12 protein-coding genes and 1 pseudogene are annotated in these 25566 nt (G+C 69.5%); 8 read left to right on the top strand and 5 right to left on the bottom strand.

What is annotated here, in order from left to right:
• Positions 1 to 484: 484 nt before the first annotated feature.
• Both D7V97_RS15430 and D7V97_RS15425 read left to right on the top strand, forming a co-directional pair.
• Complete coding sequence (locus D7V97_RS15430; RefSeq protein WP_120611399.1) at positions 485 to 697, top strand: hypothetical protein; 213 nt, start codon at positions 485 to 487, stop codon at positions 695 to 697.
• Positions 698 to 966: 269 nt separating this feature from the next.
• Entirely contained in the window at positions 967 to 2286 is a 1320-nt protein-coding gene (locus D7V97_RS15425; RefSeq protein WP_158623368.1) for a neprosin family prolyl endopeptidase, read from the top strand.
• 66 nt (positions 2287 to 2352) lie between these two features.
• Here the strand turns inward: D7V97_RS15425 and D7V97_RS15420 are convergent, their stop codons facing one another.
• The gene (locus D7V97_RS15420) at positions 2353 to 2673 is read right to left on the bottom strand and encodes a hypothetical protein (RefSeq protein ID WP_120611397.1); all 321 of its coding nucleotides are present in this window, start codon (positions 2671 to 2673) and stop codon (positions 2353 to 2355) included.
• 258 nt (positions 2674 to 2931) lie between these two features.
• Between D7V97_RS15420 and D7V97_RS15415 the strand changes: the two genes are divergently transcribed.
• Positions 2932 to 3186 carry a hypothetical protein gene (locus D7V97_RS15415; RefSeq protein WP_120611396.1) on the top strand — a complete coding sequence of 85 codons (255 nt, stop codon included), beginning with the start codon at positions 2932 to 2934 and terminating at the stop codon, positions 3184 to 3186.
• Between the two features lie 137 nt (positions 3187 to 3323).
• A complete protein-coding gene (locus D7V97_RS15410; RefSeq protein ID WP_120611395.1) occupies positions 3324 to 3929 on the top strand; it encodes a Crp/Fnr family transcriptional regulator in 606 nt (201 codons plus the stop codon).
• On the opposite strand, the gene D7V97_RS15405 is transcribed toward D7V97_RS15410, so the two are convergent.
• Positions 3907 to 4563 (bottom strand): DUF4386 domain-containing protein, encoded by a 657-nt coding sequence (locus D7V97_RS15405; RefSeq protein ID WP_120611394.1) that lies wholly within the window; start codon positions 4561 to 4563, stop codon positions 3907 to 3909. The genes D7V97_RS15410 and D7V97_RS15405 overlap by 23 nt on opposite strands.
• A 321-nt stretch (positions 4564 to 4884) precedes the next feature.
• Here D7V97_RS15405 and D7V97_RS15400 point away from each other — a divergent pair, with 321 nt between their 5' ends.
• The 3 genes from D7V97_RS15400 to D7V97_RS15390 are packed head-to-tail and all read left to right on the top strand — an operon-like array spanning position 4885 to position 20546.
• A complete protein-coding gene (locus D7V97_RS15400; protein WP_120611393.1) occupies positions 4885 to 17778 on the top strand; it encodes a non-ribosomal peptide synthetase in 12894 nt (4297 codons plus the stop codon).
• Positions 17779 to 17798: 20 nt separating this feature from the next.
• Positions 17799 to 18815, top strand: a complete 1017-nt coding sequence (locus D7V97_RS15395; RefSeq protein ID WP_147444820.1) for a hypothetical protein — start codon at positions 17799 to 17801, stop codon at positions 18813 to 18815.
• 24 nt (positions 18816 to 18839) lie between these two features.
• Positions 18840 to 20546: a thiamine pyrophosphate-binding protein gene (locus D7V97_RS15390; protein ID WP_120611391.1), complete on the top strand. Its 1707-nt coding sequence runs from the start codon at positions 18840 to 18842 to the stop codon at positions 20544 to 20546.
• A gap of 23 nt (positions 20547 to 20569) precedes the next feature.
• Here the strand turns inward: D7V97_RS15390 and D7V97_RS15385 are convergent, their stop codons facing one another.
• Both D7V97_RS15385 and D7V97_RS45915 read right to left on the bottom strand, forming a co-directional pair.
• Positions 20570 to 21985, bottom strand: a complete 1416-nt coding sequence (locus D7V97_RS15385; protein ID WP_120611390.1) for a lipase maturation factor family protein — start codon at positions 21983 to 21985, stop codon at positions 20570 to 20572.
• Between the two features lie 195 nt (positions 21986 to 22180).
• Positions 22181 to 22270, bottom strand: a pseudogene (locus D7V97_RS45915) (IS3 family transposase); the annotation flags it as partial.
• A gap of 193 nt (positions 22271 to 22463) precedes the next feature.
• Between D7V97_RS45915 and D7V97_RS15380 the strand changes: the two are divergent.
• Positions 22464 to 23123, top strand: a complete 660-nt coding sequence (locus D7V97_RS15380; RefSeq protein WP_147444819.1) for a hypothetical protein — start codon at positions 22464 to 22466, stop codon at positions 23121 to 23123.
• 76 nt (positions 23124 to 23199) lie between these two features.
• Here D7V97_RS15380 and D7V97_RS15375 read toward each other — a convergent pair.
• Positions 23200 to 25566: cytidylate kinase family protein (locus D7V97_RS15375; RefSeq protein WP_147444818.1), on the bottom strand; the 2367-nt coding region annotated here is incomplete at its 5' end.

The raw sequence follows: 25566 nt of genomic DNA, 5'->3' as shown, positions 1-25566 counted from the left end.
ACCTCGGAGGGGGCTGGGGGCATGCTTGGAGAAAGGGGGGTAACGTGAACCTGCCTGCCCCTATTCCACGCGAGCGCACGCTGCCCGTGTCCCAGATATGGGACACGATCGCCCGACTGCGTGGCCTCCGGGAGCCGCAATGACGACCCTCATGTTCCGAGTACTCCATGTCCATCGGCTGCCCACCCCGGGGTTGACGCTTGCAACGGCGGACATCTTGTCTGGAGTGGTGGCGCCTGGCGCGCGAGCCTATGGGTTGGTCTCTGGCAGGCCTGTGGAGATACTTGTGCGCTCCGTCGCGCTTGAAGGCGGACGCTCGCAGGTGGACGGGACGGTAACGCTTCAGATCGAGTTGATCGGAGCGGAGCCGCCCGATGCTGTGGAGGGAGCGGTCTTCGAAGTTCGCTGAGAGAGGCCAGGCGCCATCCGTCCCTGGCGCGAGCGCGAGGGGTGCGCGAAGCTCTGCTCAACCCAGAGGGATTGCATGGCCGAAGTGATCCATTTCTACAGCGTGACCGATGAGCATGGATGGTGCTCGAACTTCGCGCCCTATCCCATCAAGGCCCGTGGCAGGACCTGGCCGACCACCGAGAACGACGACTACTGGGGCGACGGAGGAGACGGCAGCGGCAGCAACATGCTGGGCCGCCTGCTCATGGAGCTGCGCGAAGCGGCCAATTTCGTTTCTGAGGCGTGATGGTGGGGTTGAACTCAATGTTGTTCTTGAGCGGGATGGCGAGGAGGAGAGAGAGAGGTTGTTGATGATATTGCCTTTGAGCTCCAGGCGCTTCAGGCTGCTGGTGAGAACGTTTGGTTGAATGTCGTTACTGCACCCCTCCGATCGCGGCAGCCAGTGCGCTTTACCTGCCTGCCATGGAATCCCCGTATAAAGCAGGTTAGACTCCGTCCGGGCGGATGGCCTCGCAGACAGCACCCCACCCTGGCTGTCCCCCACCCGGAGACACCATGAAGATCCTCTTCAAGGGGCTCGCGCTGGCCGCGCTCTGCGCGGGCACGGCCCAGGCTGCAAACACGACAGACCGGCTCGTCCCCTTCGAGCAGTTCGTGCGGGACACGTCGGCGGCGAGGCTGAGCACCTTCCAGGGCCTGGCAGGAACGCGGGTCCAGAATGAGGCCGCGTTCAACGAGATGCGCCAGCATGTCCTCTCGTTGTACGACGGCGTGCGGGTCGACCACAGCTTCATGCTCGACACGCAGGTGTTCGACTGCGTGCCCGTCGCGCAGCAGCCTTCGGTGCGATTGCTGGGATTGAAGGGCGTGGAGGCGCCACCCGCGCCCTCCTCGCCGTCGACGCCGTTCGTGAAGGAGTCCGGTGAGCAGCCCCGGGCCGCTGCCTCGCCGCTGGAGCGCGGCAAGCAGGACCCGTTCGGCAACGAGCTGCGCTGCGAGAGTGGCACCATCCCCATGCGCCGCGTCACGCTCGAAGGGCTGTCCCGTTTCGAGTCGCTACGGCACTTCCTGGGCAAGGGCCCGGACGGTGCGGGACGGCCGTTCTCCGGCTCCTCGGCGCTCGCGCCCGTCACCCACAGGTACGCCCACGCCTACCAGTGGGCGTACAACTACGGTGGCGAATCGCGGCTGAACCTCTGGAGCCCTCCCATCAACACCGGCGCGGGGCAGATCTTCTCGCTGTCGCAGCACTGGTACGTCGGTGGGAGCGGCGCCGCGCTGCAGACGGTGGAGGGGGGCTGGCAGGTGTACCCGGCCCTGTACGGCACGACCAATGCCGTCACCTTCATCTACTTCACGCCGGATAACTACACGACCGGTTGCTACAACCTGGACTGTCCGGGCTTCGTCCAGATCAATCCCAACTGGCCGCTGGGCGGCGCCTGGAGCATCTACAGCACCTTCGGGGGGACCCAGTATGAGTTCCGCATGCAGTGGAAGTTCTCCGGCGGCAACTGGTGGCTCTTCCTCCAGGGCAATGGGACCTTCGATGCGGTGGGCTACTACCCCGGTTCGCTCTACCGGGGCGGCCAGCTGTCGCAGTTCGCGACGGAGATCGACTACGGCGGCGAGACGGTGGGCCCCGACACCTTTCCGCCCATGGGCAGCGGTGGCTGGGGCGGCTGGGGGTGGACGCAGGCGGCCTACCAGCGCGCCGTCTTCTACACCGACCTGGCCAACGCCGGTCAGTGGTCGAGCCTGACGTCAGCGCAGCCGTCGCCGTCGTGCTACTCGCTGGCGTACACGCCCGCGTCGTCGGGCGGGGACTGGGGCACGTACTTCTTCTTCGGCGGCCCGGGCGGCTGGGGCTGCTGAAGCGCGGGTGAGCGCAGCGCCGTCCCCGTCGTCATGGGTTGGGGCGGCGCTCGCGTCCATGAGCCTTCAGGGGCAGTCCTGGGGGCAGTTGCAGGGGGACTCTCCAGGCCCGCACTGGCCATTGCCGCAGCGGGTGCAGACCTTGAGGTCCGGAGGAACAGGTTCGCACACGCCACCGTCCCGGTACTGGGTGTCCTCGATGCGGGTCAATCCCTCGCAGCAGGTGGCGCCCAGCACCTTGGCGTTCAGCTCCTCACCCTCCTGACGACAGCCATCATAGGGGCCGCCCTGCCCGGCGTCGGGTGTGGACGGGTCCTCGCTGGAACAGGCGCCCAGCCAGGTGATGATGCTGAGACACGCAGCGAGTGTGGCGCGGTGTGGCTTCATGCGGCTCCTCCCAGGGGCGCGAAGGGTCTCGCATCGGGAAGAACCGCTCAAGCACGTGCCGGCCCTTTGTCGGCCTCAGGTCAGGCGCTCACCGGGTTGCTGGGTTGCGTAAAATCGACGGACTCCGTGCGCGCCCGCTGGCGGCGCTCCATGGCATCCACCGCGTGACGATGCTCCGCCGGCCGGGCGTCGAAGACGAGCTGCTACGGCAACGCGCCCTGCACCACCGTCTTCCTCACCAGCAACCTGCTCAATAGCATGAAGAACCTCATCGCCAGCCGCAACTACCGCTACTTCGTCATGGCCATCTCCGGCGCGGACCACAGCGCCGGCTCGCTGCATTTCCAGGGGCGCGCCTTCGACGTGGACGAGGTGAACGGCGTGCGCATCTCCGGTGACAGCGCGACGGCGCGCGGCTTCATGGACGCGTGTCGCGCCCTGGGCGCCATCGAGGTGTTCGGCCCCAGCAATGACCCGGCCGGCCACTACGACCACCTCCACTGCGGCTGGTAGCCGCCCTCGCCACCTGGCGCAGGCGAGCAGGTAGCAAGAGGGAGCCCGGTGCCAGTACGACAGGGGCTTCTTCTTTTCGGGCCACGTCCGCCGACCCGGTGGGATGATGGGGCTCCCTCCGGTCGCGCAGGGCTCCCATGAAACACAGGCTCGTCGACTACTTCCGCCGCATCTCTCCTCTGTCGGACGAGGAGGCCCAGGCCATCCTGGACAGCATGGTGGTGAAGACCTGCCCGAAAGGCACTCACCTGCTCATGGCGGGACAGGTCTGCACCGAGGCCTACTTCGTCCTCCAGGGCTGCGTCCGCCAGTACTACGTCGTCGACGGTGAGGAGCGGAGCAACGGGTTCTTCACCGAGGACGAATGGGTCCTCTCGATTCAGAGCATGATGAACCAGACCCCGGCGGATCACTTCCTGGTCTGCGCGGAAGACACCACGGTGGTGGTGGGCACCGCGCAACGCGAGGGGGACCTGTATCGTCGCTTCCCTCGCTTCGAGAGCATCTCCCGGATGGCGATGCAGAAGGTCCTGGCGGACCAGCAGGAACGGCTCGCTTCCCATCTCACCGATACCCCGGAGCAGCGCTACCTCAAGCTCTCGAAGACGCGGCCGGACATCCTGCAGCGGCTTCCCCAGTACCAACTGGCCAGCTACATCGGCGTGAAGCCCGAGTCGCTGAGCCGGATCCGCAAGCGCATCGCCACGCGCGGCAGGCCGGCTACGCCGCGACGGAAGGCGTGACCGTCCGGAACCCCTTGGCGATGAGCCAGCCGGCGAGGAACAGCTCGAACAGGCCCCCGGGCCCGGAGAAGAGAATGCCCCACGGCAGCCCGAAGAGCTCGAGCACCGACCCCAGCGCCAGAAGGCCGTAGCCCACCGCGCCCAGCAGTGGGAGCCACGATGGCAGAAGCCGGGAGCGGTACAGCGACAGGCAGAACGCCACGCTGCCGGCCCCCAAGATGGTCATCGCCAGCTGGTACGCCCAGACGTTCCCCTTCGAGAGAACCTTCACCAGGGTCATCAGCTCCGGCGTCGTCTGCCCTTGCGCGGATTCTCCGAGCTGAAGAATGCACAGCAGGAACACCACCCCGATGATGAGGGTCAGCGCCTCCATGACCCGCGTGCAGACGTACGCGAGGGCGATGCCCGGGCTCCGCTCGCGGAGGATCGGAAAGAACAGCACGCCAATCCCGACGATGAAGAAGGAGTTCAACAGGAGCAGCAGCGCACCCCCGACGAACGGCGCCCTCTGACCGGCCAGGAGCTCCGGCTCCTTCAGGACGGAGGTGACGAGCGCGGTGCCGAAGCCGTAGGCGAAGAACGCAAGGAGGAAGAGCGCTCCCAGGGTGCGGGAGTGAAGGCGGGTGATGTTCATCGCGAGGGCTCCAGAACGTTCAGCGACGTTGTGGCTGCGAGAGTAGGGAGGGGCGCCCTCGCCCTCATTGATGAGGGTTAATAAAGCGGTCCTCTCTTCCGGGCTGTGCGGAGGGGTGCGCCCCGTCAGCGCGCTCGGCTCAGTCGCCTGCTCAGCGAGAGCACGAGCACACTGCGGGTGCATTTCAGTCATTCCTTGCGACAGGGAAACCCTTGTATCTGCTGACAACTCCTGTCGCGTATTCACGCGCGGTGGATACAGGAAATGTTCAACTTTATCGCGCTAGTCCTGAATGACACAGTGCGCCTATTGTGAATTGACATGCGCATCTCGACGTCACTCATCGGCTCCCTGGAGTCCCACGCTGGGGCCCGCCCCTCCCAGCTCGCGTACCGCTACCTGACGACCGGCGATGTCGACGGTCCCGTGGAGACGCTGACGTGGGCGGAGCTGGACCGCCGGGTGCGCGCGGTGGCCGCGGCCCTCCAGCAGGCAGGGCTCGGCGGCGAGCGCGTGCTGTTGCTGTATCCCCCGGGGCTCGACTTCATCATCGCGTTCCTGGGGTGCCTGTCCGCGGGCGTGATTGCAGCCCCCGCCTATCCTCCGGACCCGAGCCGGCTGGAGCGGACACTGGGGCGACTGCGCTCCATCGCGCAGGACTGCGGGGCTCGGGCGGTGCTCACCACGGAGGTCATCGCCGGGATGGCGGAGGCGCTGCTGCCCATGGCGCCGGAGCTCGGCGCGCTGCGGTGGATTGCCTCGGACGCGGTGCCGGACTCCGCGGCGGATTCCTGGCGGCACCCGGCGCGTCCCTCTTCGGACGTCGCGTTCCTGCAATACACGTCGGGGTCGACGGGGACGCCGAAGGGCGTGGTCATCACCCACGACAACCTGCTGCACAACGAGCGGATGCTCCAGCAGGGGTTCCGCCACACGCCCCAGGGCAGCGGTCTCGGATGGCTGCCGCTGTACCACGACATGGGGCTCATCGGTAACGTGCTGCAGCCGCTGCACGTGGGCATGCCGTGCACGATGATGTCTCCGTTGGCGTTCCTGCAGCGCCCGGCGCGCTGGCTGCAAGCCATCTCCACCTTCCGGGCTGCGTCGAGCGGCGGGCCCAACTTCGCCTACGACCTGTGCGTGCGGAAGGTCACGGAGGCGGAGCGCGCCGGGCTGGACCTGTCCAGCTGGGAGGTGGCCTTCAACGGCGCGGAGCCGGTGCGTGGGGCGACACTCGAGCGCTTCGCGGAGACCTTCGCGGCGCACGGCTTCCGGCGCTCGGCGTTCTACCCGTGCTACGGGCTCGCCGAGGCGACGCTGTTCGTGACCGGCCCGGACACGGTGGCGGCACCCGTCCCCGTATCGCTCGATGCGTCGGCGCTGGAGCAGGGGCGGGTGGTGCTCACGGAGGCGCACGGCGCGCGCTCGCTGGTCGGCTGTGGACAGGTCTGGCTGGATCAGCAGGTGGCCATCGTTGATCCGACGAGCCGTCGGCGCGTGGGGCCGGACGGGGTCGGTGAAATCTGGGTCTCGGGACCGAGCGTGGCTCGGGGCTACTGGAACCGTCCGGAGGAATCCGCGGCCACGTTCGGGGCTCGCATCGAGGACACGGGTGAAGGGCCGTTCCTCAGGACTGGCGACCTGGGCTTCCTGCACGAGGGCTCACTGTTCGTGACGGGGCGGCTCAAGGACGTCGTCATCGTCCGGGGCCGGAACCTGTACCCGCAGGACGTGGAGCTGACCGCGGAGCAGGCGCACCCGGCGGTGCGGCTGGGGTGTGCCGCGGCCTTCGGCATCGAGGTGGAGGGCGAGGAGCAGCTCGTCGTCGTGGCGGAGTTTGACGAGCGCTCGGGCGCGGCGCCGGCCGACGTGGCGACGGCGGTTCGCGAGGCCGTCGCGGCGGAGCACGGTGTCATCGTGCACGCGGTGGCGCTCTTGCAGTCCCGGACGCTGCCGAAGACGACGAGCGGCAAGGTGCAGCGGCACGCGTGCCGGAATGCCTTCCTGGACGGAACGCTCGCGCTCGCCTCGGACGTGGCGTTCGCGGCGCCGAGGGTGAAGTCCCCCAGGCCGGAAGGCGCGAAGGCGGAGGGGCTCGAAGGCTGGCTCATCGAACGGATCGCCACGCTCTCCGGCACGCCCGGCGAGGACGTGGATCCGGAGCAGCCGTTCGCCCGCTACGGGCTGGACTCCACGGACCTCGTGGGACTGTCCGGCGAGCTGGAGTCCCGACTGAACCGATCGGTCTCCCCGGCGCTGCTCTACGAGCAGCCCAGCATCACCGCCCTGGTCCGCCACCTGGAAGGGAAGGCGGATCAGGGACCGTCGGCGGCCATCCCGCGCTCTGCGGCTCCGGAGACGGAGCCCGGGCCCGTGTCGCCGGGCGGTGCGCGGCTCCTGGTGCTCGACCGGCTGTCGCCCGGAAGCCCGCTGTACAACGTCCATGCGGGGCTGCGGATGAAGGGCGCCCTCGACACGGCCGCGCTGAAGCAGGCGCTGGAGGCGCTCACCACGCGGCACCCGATGCTGCGTGCCACCTTCCCCGAATTGGAAGGGCGGCCGGTCCTCGTCGTCCAGCCCGTGCGTCCGACGGAGCTGTCCACGGTCGACCTGCGGGGCCTTGCTCCGGAGCGCCGGGAAGCGGAGCGCGAGCGGCTCTCCACCGAGCACGCCACGACGCCCTTCGACATGGTCCGGGGCCCGCTGCTGCGGACCACGCTGGTGACGCTGGGTGACGAAGAGCACGTCCTCCTGCTCACGCAGCACCACATCATCACGGACGCGTGGTCGCTCGGCGTGGTCGCTCGCGAGCTGGCGGAACTCTACGAGGGCTTCCGCGGAGGCTCGCCCCGGACGCTTCCGGAGCTTCCGGTTCGCTACTCGGATCATGTCCGTTGGCAGGAGGCCCGGCTCCAGGGCGAAGACGCCCGTCGCTCGCGGACGTGGTGGCGTGAGCACCTGGCGGGGCTGCCGAGGCTCGACCTCCCCACGTCCCGGACTCCCTTGCGCGGGACGACGCACGCCGGCGACGCGTGCACCTTCGTGCTCTCGGAGCAGCTCACCGCGGGCCTGCGGGAGCTGGCCCGTCGCGAGTCCTGCACGCTGTATGTGACGCTGCTGGCGGCCTGGGCCACGCTGCTGCATCGCTACTGCGGCGGGCAGACGGACTTCGGGATTGGCACCGTCACGGCGGGCCGCGACCGGCGCGAGCTGCGCGACGTCGTGGGCTTCTTCGTGAACACGCTCGTCCTGCGGTGCGACCTGTCGGGTGACCCGGAGGTCGGGGTGCTGATGCGTCGGCTGCGGGGCGCGGTGGAAGGCGCGCTCCGTCACCAGGAGGTGCCCTTCGACCAGGTGGTGAGCGCCGTCGGGGCTCCGCGCGGCCAGGACCTGAACCCGCTCTTCCGCGCGGGCTTCATGCTGGAGAACGCGCCGTTCCCCACGCTGTCACTGCCGGGGCTCGCGTGGACGCCGGTGCAGGGCCGGCCGGACGGCGGCGTGCCGGGCACGGCGAAGTTCGAGCTCGGCCTCTCGATGGTGGAGACGGACGGGAAGCTGTCGGCGGCCATCGAATACGCCACGGACCTGTTCGACGCGGCGACCCTCGAGCGGATGGCGAGCCACTTCCAGCGGCTGGTGGAGGGCTTCGTGGCGGAGCCGGGCCGCCGCGTCTCCGAGCTCGGGCTCCTCACGGAAGGCGAGCGGCACCGGGTGCTGGTGGAGTGGAACACCACGCGCCGGCCGTACGAGGCGGCGGGACTCGCGGCGCTGCTGGAGGCGCAGGCGGCGCGTACTCCGGACGCGGTGGCGCTGGTGTGCGGCGAAGAGCGCCTCACGTACCTCGCGCTGCACCGCCGGGCCAACGCGCTGGCGCTGCGGCTGCGCGCGCTGGGCGTGGGGCCCGAGGTCGTGGTGGGCCTGTGCGCGCGCCGTTCCGTGGAACTGGTGGTGGGGATGCTGGGCATCCTCAAGGCGGGCGGCGCGTACCTGCCGCTGGACCCCCACCATCCGGCGGAGCGGCTGGCGTACATGCGGGAGGACTCGGGGGTGCGCCTGCTGCTGACGCAGGCTGCGCTGGCCGGGACGCCCGTGGCCGAGAGCGTGCGCACGGTATTGCTGGATGCGCCGGAGACACGCGGCGAGGCGTCCGAGCACGGCCCTCGGGACGGAGCGGGCCCGGAGCACCTGGCCTACGTGCTGTACACGTCGGGCAGCACGGGGCGCCCCAAGGGCGTGCAGGTGTCTCAGCGCAACGTGGCCAACTTCTTCGCCGGCATGGACGAGCGCGTGCCGGTGGGGCCTCGGTCGGTGTGGCTGGCCGTCACCAGCGTCTCCTTCGACATCTCCGTGCTGGAGCTGCTGTGGACGCTGGCGCGCGGGTTCCAGGTGGTGGTGCAGGGGGACGAGGTGGGCGCGGGCGCGGTGCTGGCGCAGGTGCGCGAGCACGCGGTGACGCACCTGCAGGGCACGCCGTCGTTGGCGGGAGCGCTGCTGCTGGAGCCCGGGGCCGAGGACGTGCTCGGCACGCTGCGCTGCCTGCTGGTGGGCGGTGAGGCCCTTCCGCCCGCGCTGGCCTCGTCGCTGGCGAATCGACTGCCCCGGCGGCTGCTCAATATGTACGGACCGACGGAGACCACCGTCTGGTCCTCCACGCACACGGTGGAGGCGGCGGAGTCGCCGGTGCCCATCGGCCGGCCCATCGCCAACACGGAGCTGTACGTGCTGGACGCGCGCCTCGGCCCGGTGCCGGATGGAGTGGCCGGGGAGCTGTACATCGGAGGCGAGGGCGTGGTGCGCGGCTACCGCGGTCGTCCGGCGCTGACGGCGGAGCGCTTCGTTCCGGATCCGTTCAGCGGAAGGCCTGGGGCTCGGCTGTACCGGACGGGCGACCTGGCGCGCTGGAAGGCAGACGGGACACTGGAGTTCCTCGGTCGCGTGGACTTCCAGGTGAAGCTGCGCGGCTTCCGCATCGAGCTGGGTGAAATCGAAACCGTGCTCACGCGGCACCCGTCGGTGCGCGCGGCGGTGGCCGTGGTCCGCGAAGATGTCCCCGGAGACAAGCGCCTCGTGGCCTACGTCGCGAGTCCTTCCGGATCCGGTGGACCGACGCTTGACACCGCGGCCTTGCGCGCCCACCTGCGCGACTCGCTGCCCGAGTACATGGTCCCCGCGGCCATCGTGGTGCTGGAGACCTTGCCCCTGACGCCGAATGGCAAGGTGGACCGCAAGGCGCTGCCCACACCCCAGGGCCTGGTGTCGGAAGCCCGCTACGTGGCCCCACGCACGCCCACGGAAGCGCGCGTCGCGGTCCTCTTCGCCGAGCTGCTGCGCGTCGAGCGGATCAGCGCCGAGGACTCCTTCTTCGAGCTGGGAGGCCACTCCCTCCTCGCGATGCAGCTGGTCTCCCGGTTGCGCGCGGCGTTCGGACGGGAAGTCCCCCTCCGGAGGCTCTTCGACTCGCCGACGGTGGTGGGTGTCGCCGCGTTACTTGGAGACGAGGCCCCCGCGAACCTCACACCGCTTCATCGCGTCGCCCGCGACGGAGCGCTGCCCCTGTCCTTCGCGCAGCAGCGCATGTGGTTCCTGCACCAGCTGGAGCCGGGGAGCGCCTTCTACAACGTGCCCGGCGCCGTGCGGATGGACGGAGCGCTGGACGCGGAAGCCCTGCGGCTGGGGCTGGAGGACGTCGTCCGGAGGCACGAGTCGCTGCGCACGACGTTCCACGACGAGCACGGGCAGCCGGTGCAGATCATCCACCCGGCGGGAGCCTTCCACCTCTCCACGGTGGACCTGACGGAAGCGCCCGATGCGAAGGTCCAGCGAGAGGCGAACGAGGAGGCAGCGCGTCCCTTCGACCTGTCACGGGGACCGCTCTTCCGCGCGAAGCTGCTGGTCCTCGGCCCCCGGAGCCACGTCCTGCTGGTGACGATGCACCACATCGTCTCGGACGGGTGGTCGCTGGGCGTGCTCGTGCGGGAACTCGCGGCGCTCTACGAGGGCCGCGTCTCGAACAAGGCCGTCACGCTGGCCGAGCTGCCCGTGCAGTACGCGGACTTCGCGGACTGGCAGAAGCGGTGGCTCGCGGGCGGAGTGCTGGAGCAGCAGGTCGCGTACTGGAAGACGCAGCTCGCGGACGTGCCGGCGGTGCTGGAGCTGCCGACGGACTTCGCGCGGCCCGCGGTGCAGACGCATCGTGGCGCGACGGTGCCGGTGAAGCTGGGCACGGAGCTGAGTCGGGCGTTGGACTCGCTGGCGAAGCACGAGGGCGTGACGCCGTTCATGCTGCTGCTGGCGGCCTGGCAGGTGCTGCTGGCGCGCTACGCGAGCCAGCGGGACTTCGCGGTGGGCTCACCCATCGCGGGCCGCACGCGGGCGGAGACGGAGGGGCTCATCGGCTTCTTCGCCAACACGCTCGTCCTGCGCGCGAAGCTGGGGGGCAATCCGAGCTTCCGGACGCTGCTCGCGCGCGTGAAGGAGACGACGCTCGGCGCCTACGCCCACCAGGACGTGCCCTTCGAGAAGCTGGTGGAGGAGCTGCAGCCCCGGCGCAGCCTGAGCCACACACCCCTGTTCCAGGTGATGTTCGCGCTCCAGCAGGACGTGCTGCCGCACCTGCGGCTCCCGGGTGTGGAGCTCAAGCCCTACGCGACGGAGGCGAGCACGGCGAAGTTCGACCTCACGCTGTCGCTGACGGAGACGGAACGCGGGCTCGAAGGCACGCTGGAGTACAGCACGGACCTCTTCGCGCCGAAGACGGTCCAGGGAATGGCCAGACACCTGGAGGTGCTGCTGGAGGGCATCGCGGCGCGTCCGGAGGCGCGGCTCTCCGAGCTGCCGCTGCTGACGGCGGCGGAGCGGGACGAGGTGCTGGTGGGCGTCTCGGGGTCGGACCTGTCGGGCCCGGTGGTGGGCTCGGTGCACGGGCTGGTCGAGGCGCAGGTGGACCGGACGCCGGACGCGACGGCCCTGGTGTTCGACGGGAAGGCGCTGACGTACGCGGAGCTGGACGCGCGGGCGAACCAGCTCGCGCACCACCTGCGCTCGCTGGGGGTGGGGCCGGAGACGCTGGTGGGCGTGAGCATGTCGCGCTCTGCGGAGATCGTGGTCGCGGTGCTGGCGGTGCTGAAGGCGGGCGGGGCGTATGTGCCCATGGATCCGGCCTACCCGAGGGACCGGCTCGGCTGGATGCTGGAGGACGCGCGCGCGCCGGTGCTGCTCACGGAGGCGCGGCTGCGAGGCTCGCTGGGCGCGCACGGAGCGCACGAGGTGTGCCTCGATTCGGACGGGCCGCGCATCCGCCAGTGGCCCACCACTCGCGTGGAGAATCGGTCGAGCGTGGGCAACCTGGCCTACGTGCTCTACACGTCGGGTTCGACGGGGCGTCCCAAGGGCGTGGCCATCGAGCACCGGAGCGCGGTGGCCTTCCTGCACTGGGCGGTGCGGGAGTTCTCACCCCGGCAGCTGGCGGGCGTGATGGCGGGGACGTCGCTCAACTTCGACATCTCCGTGTTCGAGATGTTCGCGCCGCTGTCGAGTGGCGGCACGGTCATCGTGGCGGAGAACGCGCTGGCGCTGCCGACGCTGCGGGACAAGGCGCGGGTGACGCTGCTCAACACGGTGCCCTCGGCGATGGCGGAGCTGGTGCGCAGCGGCGGGGTGCCGCCGACGGTGCGCACGGTGAACCTCGCTGGGGAGTCGCTGTCGAACCGGCTGGTGCAGGCGGTGTACGCGGCGTATCCGGAGGTGGAGTGCGTCTCGAACCTCTTCGGTCCGACGGAGGACACGACGTACTCGACGATCGCATGGGTCCCGAAGGGGGCCACGACGGAACCGACGGTGGGGCGGCCGGTGACGGGCACGCGAGGCTACGTGCTGGACGCGTGGTTGTGCCCGGTGCCGAGGGGCATTCCCGGCGAGCTGTACCTCGGGGGCGCGGGGCTGTCGCGAGGGTACCTGGGCAAGCCGGGGCTGACCGCGGAGCGCTACGTGCCGGATCCGTTCAGCGCGGAGCCCGATGCGCGCATGTACCGCACGGGAGACCGCGTGCGCTGGCTGCCGAACGGTGAGCTGGAGGCGCTGGGGCGCATCGACTTCCAGGTGAAGTTGCGCGGCTTCCGCATCGAGCTGGGCGAGGTGGAGTCGGCCCTGCGAGCCCACCCGTCGGTGGGAGAAGTCGTGGCGCTGGTCCGCGAAGACGTGCCCGGAGACAAGCGCCTCGTCGCCTACGTCGTGGCAGGTGAAGGGGGCTCATCGGAAGTGCTCCGGGCTCACGTGCGCGGCTCGTTGCCCGAGTACATGGTGCCCTCGGCCATCGTGGTCCTGGAAGCGCTGCCGCTGAACCCGAACGGCAAGGTGGACCGCAAGGCGCTGCCGAAGCCGGAGCTCCCCACGGCCCAGGGCGAATACGTCGCCCCGCGCACGCTCACGGAAGCGAAGGTGGCGGAGCTCTTCACCCAACTCCTTCGCGTCGAACGCGCGGGAGCCGAGGACTCCTTCTTCGAGCTGGGCGGCCACTCACTGCTGGCGATGCAGCTGGTCTCCCGTCTGCGAGCGACCTTCCAGGTGGAAGCGCGGCTGCGCGACGTCTTCGAAGCCCCCACGGTGGCGGGAGTCGCCGTGGCCGTGGAGGCGGCCAGGAGTCAGGGCGGCGCGGCAGGTGCCCCGCCCATCACTCGCCGTTCCCGAGAGACACCACCGCCGCTGTCCTACGCGCAGCAGCGGCTGTGGTTCCTCGACCGGCTGGAGCCAGACAGCCCGCTCTACAACATGCCCGCGGCGGTGCGCCTCACGGGGCCGCTGTCCGTGAGCGCGTTGCAGCAGGCGCTCCAAGAACTGGTGCGTCGCCACGAGGCACTGCGCACCACGTTCCCCACGGTGGATGGGCAGGCCCACCAGGCCATTGCGTCCGACCTGCCGCTGTCCCTGTCTGTCATTGACCTGCGAGACTCGACGGAAGCGGAGATGCATCGGCTGGCGATGGAGGAGGCGCGGACGCCCTTCCACCTCGCGCACGGACCGCTGTTGCGCGCGAAGCTGCTGCGGCGCTCGGATCAGGAGCACGTGCTGTTGCTGACAATGCACCACATCGTCTCGGACGGCTGGTCGCAGGGCGTGCTCGTGCGGGAGCTGGGCGCGCTCTACGAGGCCTTCACGGCGGGCCGTCCCTCCCCGCTGCCCGAGCTACCCATCCAGTACGCGGACTACGCGGTCTGGCAGCGGCAGTGGCTCGCGGGGGACGTGCTGGCGTCCGAGCTGTCCTGGTGGAAGCAGCAACTGCACGCGGCACCGCCCGCGTTGGAGCTGCCCACGGACAGGCCGCGTCCCGCTGTGCGGACATACCGGGGGAGCGTGGTTCCGGTGGCCTTGTCCCGGGAGCTGTCCGATGCACTGGCCGCGCTGAGCCGCCGCGAGGGCGGCACGCTGTTCATGACGCTGCTGGCGGCCTTCCAGGTGCTGCTGCATCGCCACAGCGGGCAGGACGACATCGTGGTGGGCTCGCCCATCGCGGGCCGCACGCGAGCGGAGACAGAGGGGCTCATCGGCTTCTTCGTCAACACGCTGGCCCTGCGCACGAAGCTGGACGGGGACCCGAGCTTCCGGGAGCTGCTGGCCCGGGTGCGCGAGGTGACGCTCGGGGCGTACGCCCACCAGGACGTGCCCTTCGAGAAGCTGGTGGAGGAACTGGCTCCGGTGCGGGACCTGCGCCGCCCGCCGTTGTTCCAGGTGATGTTCGTGCTGCAGAACACCCCCATGCCCGCGCTGGCGCTGGGCGAGGCGACGCTGGAGCCGCTGCCGTTCGCGCAGACGGTGGCGAAGTTCGAGCTCACGCTGTCGCTGGAGGAGACGGCGGAGGGGTTGAGGGGCTCGCTGGAATACAACACCGACCTCTTCGACGCGGCGACGGTCGAGCGGATGGCGGGGCACTACCGGACGCTGTTGGAGGGCCTCGTGGCGGAGCCCGGCCAGACGCTGTCGCGTCTGCCATTGCTGACGGAGGGTGAGCGGCACCAGTTGGTCGTGGCCTGGAACCAGACGCGGACGGCCTTGCCACGGGAGCACGGCATTGCCGCGCTGTTCGAGGCGCAAGTGGCGCGGACGCCGGACGCGGTGGCGGTGGTCTTCGGGGATCAGCGGCTCACGTACCGGGAGCTGGACCGGCGCGCGAACCAGCTCGGGCACCACCTGAAGTCACGCGGGGTGGGGCCGGAGGTGCTGGTGGGCCTTTGCGTCGAACGCTCGGTGGAGCTGGTGGTGGGGCTGCTCGGCATCCTGAAGGCGGGAGGCGCGTACCTGCCGCTGGATCCGGGCTACCCCCAGGAGCGGCTCGCGTTCCTGCTGGAGGACACGGGCACGCCGCTCGTCCTGGCGCAGCGGCATCTGGTGGAGAAGCTCCCCGCGAAGCGCCCTCCCGTGCTCGCCCTGGACGCGGAGTGGGACGCCATCGCCACAGCGCGCACGGACGCGCCGGTGAGCGGCGCGGGGCCGGAGAGCCTGGCCTACGTCATCTACACCTCCGGTTCGACGGGGCGTCCGAAGGGCGTCTGCGTGCTGCACCGGGGCGTGGTGCGGCTGGTGAAGGAGACCGGCTACGCGCGCTTCTCCGCAGAGGAGGTGTTCCTCCAGGTGGCGCCGCTGTCCTTCGACGCCTCGACGTTCGAGATCTGGGGCGCGCTGCTGAACGGGGGCCGCCTGGTCGTGTTCCCTCCGGAGCGGCCGACGCTGACGGCGCTGGGAGAGACGGTGAAGCGCGAGGGCGTCACGACGCTCTGGCTGACCGCGAGCCTCTTCAACACCATGGTGGACGAACAGCCCGAAGCGCTGCGACCGCTCCGCCAGTTGCTGGCCGGAGGTGAAGCGCTGTCGGTGCCACACGTGAAGCGGGCGCTGACGGCGCTTCCCGGAGTGCGGCTGATCAACGGCTATGGGCCCACGGAGAGCACGACGTTCGCCTGCTGCCACACCCTCACCGAGGCGGACCTCGTCGGATCCATCCCGATTGGCCGGCCCATCGCCAACACCGTGGCCTACGTCCTGGACCGTCATGGCAGCCCCGTCCCCATCGGTGTTGCGGGAGAGCTGCATCTGGGTGGAGACGGCGTGGCGAGGGGCTACCTCAATCGGCCGGAGCTCACAGCGGAGCGCTTCGTCCCGGATCCGTTCTCATCCGACGCACAGGCCACGCTCTACAAGACGGGCGACGTGGTGCGCTACCGGGCGGACGGAGTCCTCGAGTTCCTGGGCCGAGCGGATCACCAGGTGAAGCTGCGAGGCTTCCGCATCGAGCTCGGCGAAATCGAGAGCGTGCTCGCGAAGCACCCGCAGGTGCGCGAAGCCGCGGTGGTGGTCCGGGAAGACGTCCCCGGGGACAAGCGTCTCGTCGCTTACGTCGTGGCAAGCACGGCAGCGGGCCGGAGCGCGTCGGAGGTCCTGCGAGCCCACCTGCGCGACACCCTGCCCGAGCACATGGTGCCCACGGCCTTCGTGGAGCTCCCAGCCCTGCCGCTCACGGCGAACGGCAAGCTGGACCGCAAGGCCCTCCCGCCGCCGGACATGACCCAGGCGGACGCGCACCGGACCTACGTGGCCCCCAGGACCCCGGTGGAGGAGACCCTGGCCACCCTCTGGGCGGAGGTGCTCCGCGTCCCGCGCGTGGGCAGCACCGACAGCTTCTTCGAACTGGGAGGCCACTCGCTGCTGGCCATGCAGGTGCTCAGCCGGATGCGAGCGGCCTTCGGCGTGGACATCCCGCTGCGGGCCCTGTTCGAAGCCCCCACGGTCGCGGCCCTGGGCGAGCGCGTCGAGACGGCGCTGCGCTCCGGCACGTCCCCGGAGGCCCCCGGCTTCTCGGGAGTCGAAGCCTCGACGGCACTCGTCCCCATCGCGCCCCGGGCCTCCTACCCCCTCTCGCCCCCGCAGCGGCGCTACTGGCGCGACTACGTCCGGGAGCCGCAGCGGACCTGGTCCAACATCTTCACGGTCGTTCCGCTCGGCGGAGGAACGCCCGGCGCGGAGCCCATCGAGCGCGCCCTGAATGAACTGCTCGCGCGCCACGAGAGCCTCCGCACCGCCTTCCCGCGCGAGGACGGCGAGCGGGTCCAGGTCGTCGCCCCCGAGGCCCGCTGCGCGCTGAAGGTCACGGACCTGACGCACCTCGCGCCGGAGCTCCGGGCAAAGGCAATCGCGGACCTCCGCCGCCAGGAATCCACGGGCCTGTTCGACCTGGAGAAGGCCCCGCTCCTGCGCGCGCACCTCGTCCACGCGGGCGAAGGGCGCTCCCTCCTGCTCATGACGGTGCACCACCTGGTGGCGGACGGCTGGTCGCTGTTCGTCATGCGCCAGGAGTTCGGCGCCATCTACGCGGACTGCGTGGCCGGCCGGCCCGTCACGCTTCCGCCGCCCGCGCTCCAGTACAAGGACTACGCCGAGTGGCACAACCGCCTGCTCGATGAGGGCGCCTTCGAGGCGGATCGGCGCTACTGGCTGAACCACCTTGCCAGGCCGCTTCCACCTCCACCGTTCGCGGACTTCGCGAGCAGCGACGACAGCGGAGACCGGGGCGGCGCCGCCTACCGCGTCCTCCTGCCGGATGCGCTGTGGGCCCAGGTGAAGCAGGTGGCGGGGGAGCTGGGCGTGAGCCCCTTCGTGGTGCTCCTCACGGGCTTCTACGTGCTCATCCACGACCTGGAGGGGAGCCGCGACATCATCGTCGGCACGCCGCTCAACGGGCGTGACATGCGGCAGTTCCCGTCGCTCGTCGGCATCGCCATCAACCTCGTGATGATGCGCGTCCGGTTCGACGGCGGGGACACGTTCGCCTCCTGTGCCGCGCAGGTGCAGAACGCGCTCCTGTCCGCGATGCAGCACCAGAGCTACCAGAACGACCGCATCCTGGCGGACCTCGGCTTCCCCTCGGGCGCGGACAGCTTCGCGCTCACCACGTCTTTCTTCAGCGCGCTCACGCTGGACGAGCCCGTCTCTCCGGAACTCCGGGCCGCGGCCGCGGTGCACGAGGTCAGCGCCACGGACGTCCGCTTCGATGCCATGTGGTACGCCATGGAGCACAGCGACGGCATGGTCATCGACTGTCGCTACTGCCGACGCCTGTTCCCGCGCGAGGTCGTGGAGCAGCAGGCGCAGCGCTACCTGTCCCTCCTCGCGCAGCACCTTCCCGCGCCTCGCGCGCAGCTTTCTTCCTCCCACCAGTCCGCAGCCTGAACCCCCACCCGGTGAACCCCATGACCTTCAAGCCCGCCATCCAGACCGACTTCAGCTTCACCCCCGACGAGAAGCAGCAGTTCAAGGAGGCGCTCTCCTCCATCACGGCGAATCCCTACACGCAGTACCCGGCGTTCCTGAAGGGCGTCCGCCAGCTCCTCGCGGAGGGCCGCATCCCGCAGCGCTTCGTGGACATGTGCACGGCCGCGCGGGGGCGGGACCTCATCGCGCACCCCTTCCACTTCGTCACCAACTGCCCCATCGACGAGGGCGTGCCCCCCTTCGACTTCGAGCAGCCGGTGAAGTCCAAGTACGAGCTGAAGAAGACGTTCATCGCTGAAGGCTTCCTGCTCACCTACGCGGACCTGATGGGGCAGCCGGCGATTGGCTACAAGAACGTGAACGCGGGCGACATCCTCCAGGACATCTACCCGATGAAGGAGCTCTACAAGAGCCAGTCCCAGAAGACGCTCCTGCCCATCGGGTTCCACAAGGACCTGGCGAACCACTTCGTGCGCCCGGACTTCGTCAACATCCTGGGCATGCGCAGCTTCGAGCAGAACGAGATCCTCACCACGTTCGTCCGCAACCGCGACCTGATGGACTTCCTGGGGCCGGACCTGGAGCGCGTGCTGCGCGAGCCGAACTTCTACACGCCCTACGACGACCTCTCCACGCACAGCGACAAGGACGCGAAGCTGGGGCGCGCGGCGAACCACCCGGTCATCCAGGGTGAGGCGGACTTCGTCTACTTCGAGAACCGCACCGTCGCGTACTCGGACGAGGGCGCCCGCGCCGTCGAGAAGGTGAACGAGGGCCTGCACTCGCTGAAGTCCCGCATCCTGATGCGTCCCGGTGACTTCGTGAGCTGCTCGAACAACACGGGCCTGCACGGCAAGGACGTGGGGACCATCAAGGATCCGTACCAGCAGAAGATCCGCTGGAGCATCAAGACGGTGAACGTGTTGGACATGGAGAAGCACCGGCAGCACTTCAAGGAATACGTGCCGGGCGAATACGCCATCGTGAATGGCTAGGGCAGGGCGAGAGGAGGTCACCCAATGAAACGTTCTTGGAGCACGGGTTCAGACATCTTCGTGGAGCTGCTGGTGCGCGCGGGCATCGAGCGCGCCTTCGCGGTCACCGGCGGCGCGGTGATGGACTTCGTCGACGCGCTGGAGGCCAGCCCTGGGCTCGAGCTCCAGTGCTTCCAGACGGAGCAGGGCGCGGCCTGGGCCGCGATGGGCTACACCCAGGTGACAGGCAAGCTGTGCGCCGTCACGGCGACGTCGGGGCCGGGCGCGACGAACTTCATCACGCCCCTGTCGGACGCGCTGCGGGACAACATCCCGCTGCTCGTGGTGACGGGGCAGGTGGCCCGGAGCGCGCGCAACACGGACGCGTTCCAGGAGATCGACATCACCGTCATCGCCGCCTCGGTGGCGAAGAAGGTGGTCTACCTGGAGCGGATGGAGGACGCGGCCGACGTGCTGGCCGACGCCATCCGCGTGGCCTTCGACGGTCGGCCGGGCCCGGTGCTCATCGACTTCCCGAAGGACCTCCAGCAGCAGGCCTGCGCGCCGCTGCCGCCCCGCGCTCCAGCGGTGGCGAAGGCGAAGCCCCGGCCCATGGCGTCGGGACTGGAGGAGGTCGTAGCCAGCCTGCGGCATGCCGAACGTCCGGTCATCATCGCCGGTCGCGGCGTGGTGATCGCGGAGGCGAGGAGCGAGTTGTTGGCGTTGCTGGAGGCCGCGCCCATCCCGGTGGTGCACACGCTCCCCGGGAAGGCGGCGCTGTCGAGCACCCACCCGCACTGCCACGGGATGATCGGGATGCATGGGTTCTACGTTCCGAACTGGATCGTCGACAACGCGGACCTGGTCATCTCGCTGGGCTCGCGGTTCGACGACCGCATCACGGGTGACACGAAGCGCTTCGCTCCGAACGCGCGGCGGCTCATCCACTTCGACATCGCCCAGGAGCAGGTCCAGAAGGTGATGCCGGAGCGGAAGCTCGGGGTGGTGGGGCACCTGAAGGAGACGCTGGGGGCGTTCACGGCGCTGCTCGAAGGCAAGGGGCTGCGCTTCACGCAGTGGCACGAGCGCATCGCAGCAGTCCGCGAGGAGTACCCGTCCACCTACAAGGTGCAGCCGGGCACGCTGCAGGCGCAGCTGGTGCTGGAGCAGCTCAACGCGGCGGTGCGGGCGCACCGGGCGAAGAGCGGCCAGCGGGTCATCTTCACGACCGAGGTGGGGAGCCACCAGATGTGGGCGTCGCAGTACCTGGAGCTTCAACCGGGGGACGAATTCCTGACGTCGTCGGGGCTCGGGTGCATGGGCTCCGGGCTTCCGTTGGCGTTGGGCGCGCAGATCGCGAATCCCGACGCGCTGGTCATCTGCATCGCGGGGGATGGGAGCCTGCGCTTCTCCGAGGCGGAGCTGGAGACGGCGTGGGAGCGCGCGTTGCCGGTGAAGGTGGTGCTGTTCAACAACGACGGCTACGGCATCGTGCGGATGTGGAACAACCACTTCTACGAGGGGCGCACGACGGGCGTCATCAAGCAGGTCAAGCAGTGGACCACGCTGGCCCGCGGCAACGGCTTCACGGACGGCCACGTGGACCGGGTGGAGTCGCCCGGTGCGCTCCGAGGGGTGCTCGACCGGGCGGTGGCACATCGGGGACCGCACTTCCTCGAAATGGTCACGCCGTATGAAGACTGCCTGCCGTTGATCCCCTCTGGGAAGTCCTTCAAGGAGATCATGCTCTGAGTCGCGACTGGATTTGACGGACGTCAGGCGCTGAGCCGGGTCGGCGGGAGATAGTCGCGCAGGCGCGTGCGTTCCCACCACGCGCCTGTGTCGCGCCGCTCCCGCCAGGTCGTGAAGCGGTAGCGGTACAGGACGGCGCGAAGCGTGCGCGGCGGGTGTTCCGGGAAGGGGTTGTGGCGCAGCAGGCGGAGCGTCGCCGCGTCGCCCCGCAGGAGCTTCTCCACGAGCGGTGGGAACCACCTGGGCATGTACGCCGGTGAGAGCGCGGCGAACCACATGAGCCAGTCGAGCCGCAGGTGGTACGGCGCCCACTGCGATGGGCGCCGCTTCGGGTCGGTCGGCTTGCCTCGGAAGGCGTACTCCTGCCACTCGGTGGCCGGCGTGAGGCGCTCGTCGTCCGTGCCCTCGATGACGACCTCGTAGCGCTCGCGGGTGATGCTGCCGAAGGCTCCGTAGGTGTTCACGAGGCGGAGCGGATCGAAGCTGGCGTTCATGAGTTGCTCGCGTGCGAAGAGGTTGCGGGCGGGCCGGTAGGAGAGCACGACGAGGAGCGCGGTGACCGCGAGGACGAGCCCGTCGTGCCAGGGGACGGCGCTCGTGCTGGCGCGACCGACGTGCCCGAGCACGGCACCGTCAATGGCCGAGGCCGCGAGAATGATGGTGATGAGGTTGAGCCAGGCGTAGTTGCCGCTCAGGAGGAGCCACGCCTGCGTGAGCGCGATGAAGAGCCCCGCGAAGGTGGCGATGGGCTGCGGGAAGAACAGCAGGAACGGTGCGACGAGCTGGGCGAAGTGGCTTCCGAGCACCTCGAGCCGGTGCAGCGGCCTGGGCAGGCGGTGGAAGTACCAGGAGAGGGGATTCGGCATCGGCTGCGTCTCGTGGTGGTAGTCGAGACAGGTGAGCTCTTTCCAACATGAGTCGCCGCGCAGCTTGATGAGCCCGGCCCCGAACTCGACGCGGAACAGCAGCCACCGGAAGAGCCAGAGGAGCGGGGCGGGCACCGCGCTCCACGCCGGGCCCAGGAATGCGGCGAGGAACCCGGCTTCGAGGAGGAGCGACTCCCAGCCGAAGGAATAGAAGGTCTGCCCGACGTTGACGATGGAGAGGTAGAGCGCCCACAGCACGAGCCAGGTCGCGAGCGTGAGAGGGATGGGCCACGCATCGGGGAGGCCCAGGACGATGGTGAGCGACAGGAGGATGCCGACGAGCGCGACGGCGACCAGCAGGCGGTCGGAATAGCGGAGGTGGAACACGCTCGGCGCGCCGCGGAAGCGCACCCGGGCGAGGAAGCGGGGGACCGGGAGCAGGCCGTGCTCACCGAGGAGCGGCCGGAACTGCTTCAGAGCGACGAGGAAGGCGAGGAGGTAGCAGAACCCCAGGCCGCGCTGGAGCACGAGCCGCGCAAGCCAGAGGTCCGGTGCGTGGAACCCTTCAGGCATGCCTCAACGCTATGTCCGGGCCCGGGCTCCTTCAGGCGCGGCAGCTTGCCCGTCTCCGAAGCAGGGCCACACGGGCATGTGGCTTCGCTTTGCTGAGGGAGCCCACTCATCTAGCGAGTGGATCATCCGTCGGTCGCTCGGTGGCCTGCTCCGGTTCGGTGGACAGGTTGACGACGCTGCCAGCCTCTTGGTTGCGGCGGTTTGCTCGTACTCCGCTGGGCTGACGTAGCCCAGGGCTGAGTGGCGCCGCTTCCGGTTGTAGAACACCTGAATGTACTTGAACAGCGACTGTGGAGTCCTCACCTATCCACTGCCACATCCCCCCAGTACGGCGTCAGTGTTGGGACGTCGAGGTTTGAACGCGAACCGCGGTTGCGCGCGAATGGTAGGCTTTGAACCCTTTGACCAGGATTTGACTGCGCGTGCGAGAGCATCGGTGTACATGATTGGACGCACCCCGCAGACCCCGGAGTACCCCATGAACAAGTCAGGAACGCAGTGGAAGGTCGGGCTGGCCGCGCTGCTCGCGGTGGTGGTCCTTGCTGCTCCAGGCGCGGTCATGGCGAAGGGCCCGCACGGCTCCATCGCCGAGGCGCGCCAGCAGCCGCAGGGCAGCACCGTGACGGTGGTGGGCGTGGCGACGTCGTTCACCGGGGGCTTCTTCCCCAATGACAACGGCTTCGCCATCCAGGAGAAGAAGGTCGGCATCTACATCCTCGACTCGCTCGACGCGGACATCCAGGTCGGCCAGGTGGTCCGGGTGACGGGCACGCTGACCCAGTCCTTCGGAGGGGTGCTCAGCGTCGCTCCGACCTCCATCGAGGTGCTGGGCACGGCGAACGAGCCCCCGCCCCACCCGGTGAAGACGGGCGATGTGAGCGAGGAGACCGAGGGCCGCCTCGTTCGCATCAAGGGCACCATCGTCAGCGACATCGAGGACGACTTCCCCTATGGGTTCAAGTTCCAGGTGGATGACGGCACCGGCCCCACCACCGTGTTCGTCAATGCTGGCACGGGCATCGACGTGAGCGGGTTGGCGCAGGGCCAGCGCGTCGTCATCCAGGGCTTCAGTGGAGAGTTCCTCGGGGAGTACGAAGTGGACCCCGTGTTCCCGGAGGACATCCGCGTCCTCCCCTGAGAAGGAGGGCTCCGCGAGACGACACGCAACCGCTCAAGCCCAAGCCAGGAGCGAACCTCTGGAGCTGCGGGTTTGTTCATGCTCCAGAAACAGTCGACAGGACCCTCGCGGTGACCTCCTCCGGAGACAGCCTGGAGGTGTCCAGCACGAGGTCGTACCGGTCCGGGTGAAGCAGCGCCCTGGCCCAGGTGCTACCCGCGAGTTGCGTGAAGTTTTCGAGGTCCGCCACGTCCCGGGCCGCCAATTGCTCTCGCACCTCCTCCAGCGTACCCGGAGCATCGCCTTCGGCATGCCGTGCATGCACCCGACGCGCACGCTCCTCCAGCGGACACTCCAGCAGCACCCGCAGCACCCGTCCCCCTCGCCGGGCCAACTCCGGCTCCAGCCGTGACACCACCCACGGGCCGAAGAAGCTGTGGATCAGGGCACCTCCCTGGAGGATGCGCTCCTCCTGGAGCCCGTCGAGGAACGCATCCAGCTCCCGGGCCGCGCCGCCGTCCAGCGAGGCTCCATAGCGCTGCACGCTCGCGAAACCACGGACCGCGGCCATCCGCCGCTTGAGGTCGCCGACGTTGTAGGCGCGCAGGCCCATCGCGCTCGCGAGCCGCTCGGCCAGCGTGTTCTTGCCCGCGCCGTGCCTGCCTCCAATCACCACCGTCCAGGCCGTGGGCTCCAGCATGTCGCCCGTGCGCTCCCGCTTCATGCGGGGCAGTCGGTCCCGGTAGACGCGCAGCAGCTCATCGGCCGCCTCGCGGGCCTGCTCCTCCAGGAAGCGCGCGCTGGCGGCCTGGAAGGCGCGCCTCTGTCCCGTATCGCCCACGGGGATGTCATGGGTGGCGAGCACGTTCCCGCGCCCCGGCTCCCGTTGCTCTCGCGGCGACACGTCCACGTCCACCGTCTCCTCCAACGAGCGCAGTGGATCCACCATGTCCAACACCTCGGCGCCGCGGGACACGTGCGCACCCCGGATGCACACCGCCTTGAGCCGCACGGTGAGACCCGGCAGGAGCGCGTCGTTCATCTCCTGCTGCACGTCGTCCAGGAACGCCAACACCTCGGACGTCGATACGGTGTTGGAGAGCCAGAGCTGCACCTTGTCCGGCGGTGCCCGGGCCACGCGCACCCGCTCGCGCCAGCCCGCGCGCAGGTGGCGCAGCACCGCGGCCGCCACCAACTGGATGGCCTCCGAGCCCGCATCGAAGCCGTAGAACTCGTTGACCGCCATGATGCGCGCGCCCATGCACGTGCCCTGGTGCTCGGGGCCCCACTTGATGGGGCGGTGCTCCTGCTCCACGAAGCGCTCGGAGGTGTACGCGCTGTCGGTGAGCTGGATGAACGTCTCCTCCGTCCCCAGGCCCGTCCCCAACAACTCTCCCTCCAGCGCCTCCTGGCACAGCAGCCCCGTCACCGGATCCTTCAGCTCCCTCGGCGCCGGAAGCGCACCCTCTGCGTGCAGCCAGCGCAGCAAGGCCCTCGCCTGGGGCCGCAGGATGGCGGAATCCCCATCCCCCGCGCCCGCGTCCGTGGGCGGGTGCTCCACCAGCACGATGCTGTCCCGACGCGTCTTGGCCTGCTTGCACAGGGACGTGGCCAGGGCCATGGCCTCGGCGAACCGCTCCTCCCTCCCGTCCGGCGCGGGCGTGGCCCCGATGGAGAGGGTCGGCGCCCACAGGACTCCTTCCTGGAAGGGATCGGCGCGCACCTTCACGCCGTCACCGTGTCGCGCATGGAGCCACTGCTCCCATTCGCTCCGGGTCTGCTCCGCGCCCGCCTCCGGGCGCTTCCAGACGAGCAGCCGCACCCCACCGCCCGGTTCGGCCAGCCACGCAGCCACCGAAGGCAGGCCGCCCACGTCCTGCTCGCACCCGTCCACGCCCGTCACCCGCAGCACCGCGAGCTCCTCCGCCAGGGCTCGCGCGGACTCGCGCATGGCCTCCAACGTCCGGCCGAACTCGGAGGCCGAGGCCCCCGGGCGCGAGATGACCCCGAACTCGTCGCCGGAGAGGTAGCGGTAGAAGCAGGCCCCGTCGCGCCGGGCCACCGCGTCCAGCCGCTCGAAGAGGCGGCGGATCATCCCGTGGCTCTCATCCCCCACCAGCCGGCGGCCATAGAGGCGGTTGAGGCACTGGAGCTTGTCGATGTCGCCCATCGCCACCCACGGACTCCGCGGGCCCGCGCGCAGGCGCTCGGCGAAGGCACGCTGGCCGTCGCGGCGCTGCGCCGTGGCCGCCCCCCGCATGGCGTGGCGGTAGAGCGACTCCACCGTTTCCTCCGACACGCGGGTCACCACCCCCAGCACCACGCCCGTCTCCTCCTTCCAGGCGTACACCTCGTGCGGCACGTTCTCCGTCAGCAGGTGTTCGACGAGGTCCCAGACCAGTGCCACCGCGTCCTGTGCCGTGGCGGCCTTCACGAGGACGGCCCCCAGTCCCCAGCCCCGCAC

The organism is Corallococcus sp. CA053C (assembly GCF_003611675.1).
In the GTDB taxonomy this organism is placed as follows: domain Bacteria; phylum Myxococcota; class Myxococcia; order Myxococcales; family Myxococcaceae; genus Corallococcus.
Note: the sequence above shows the minus strand (reverse complement) of the source record. Positions and strands in the feature narration are given on the sequence as shown.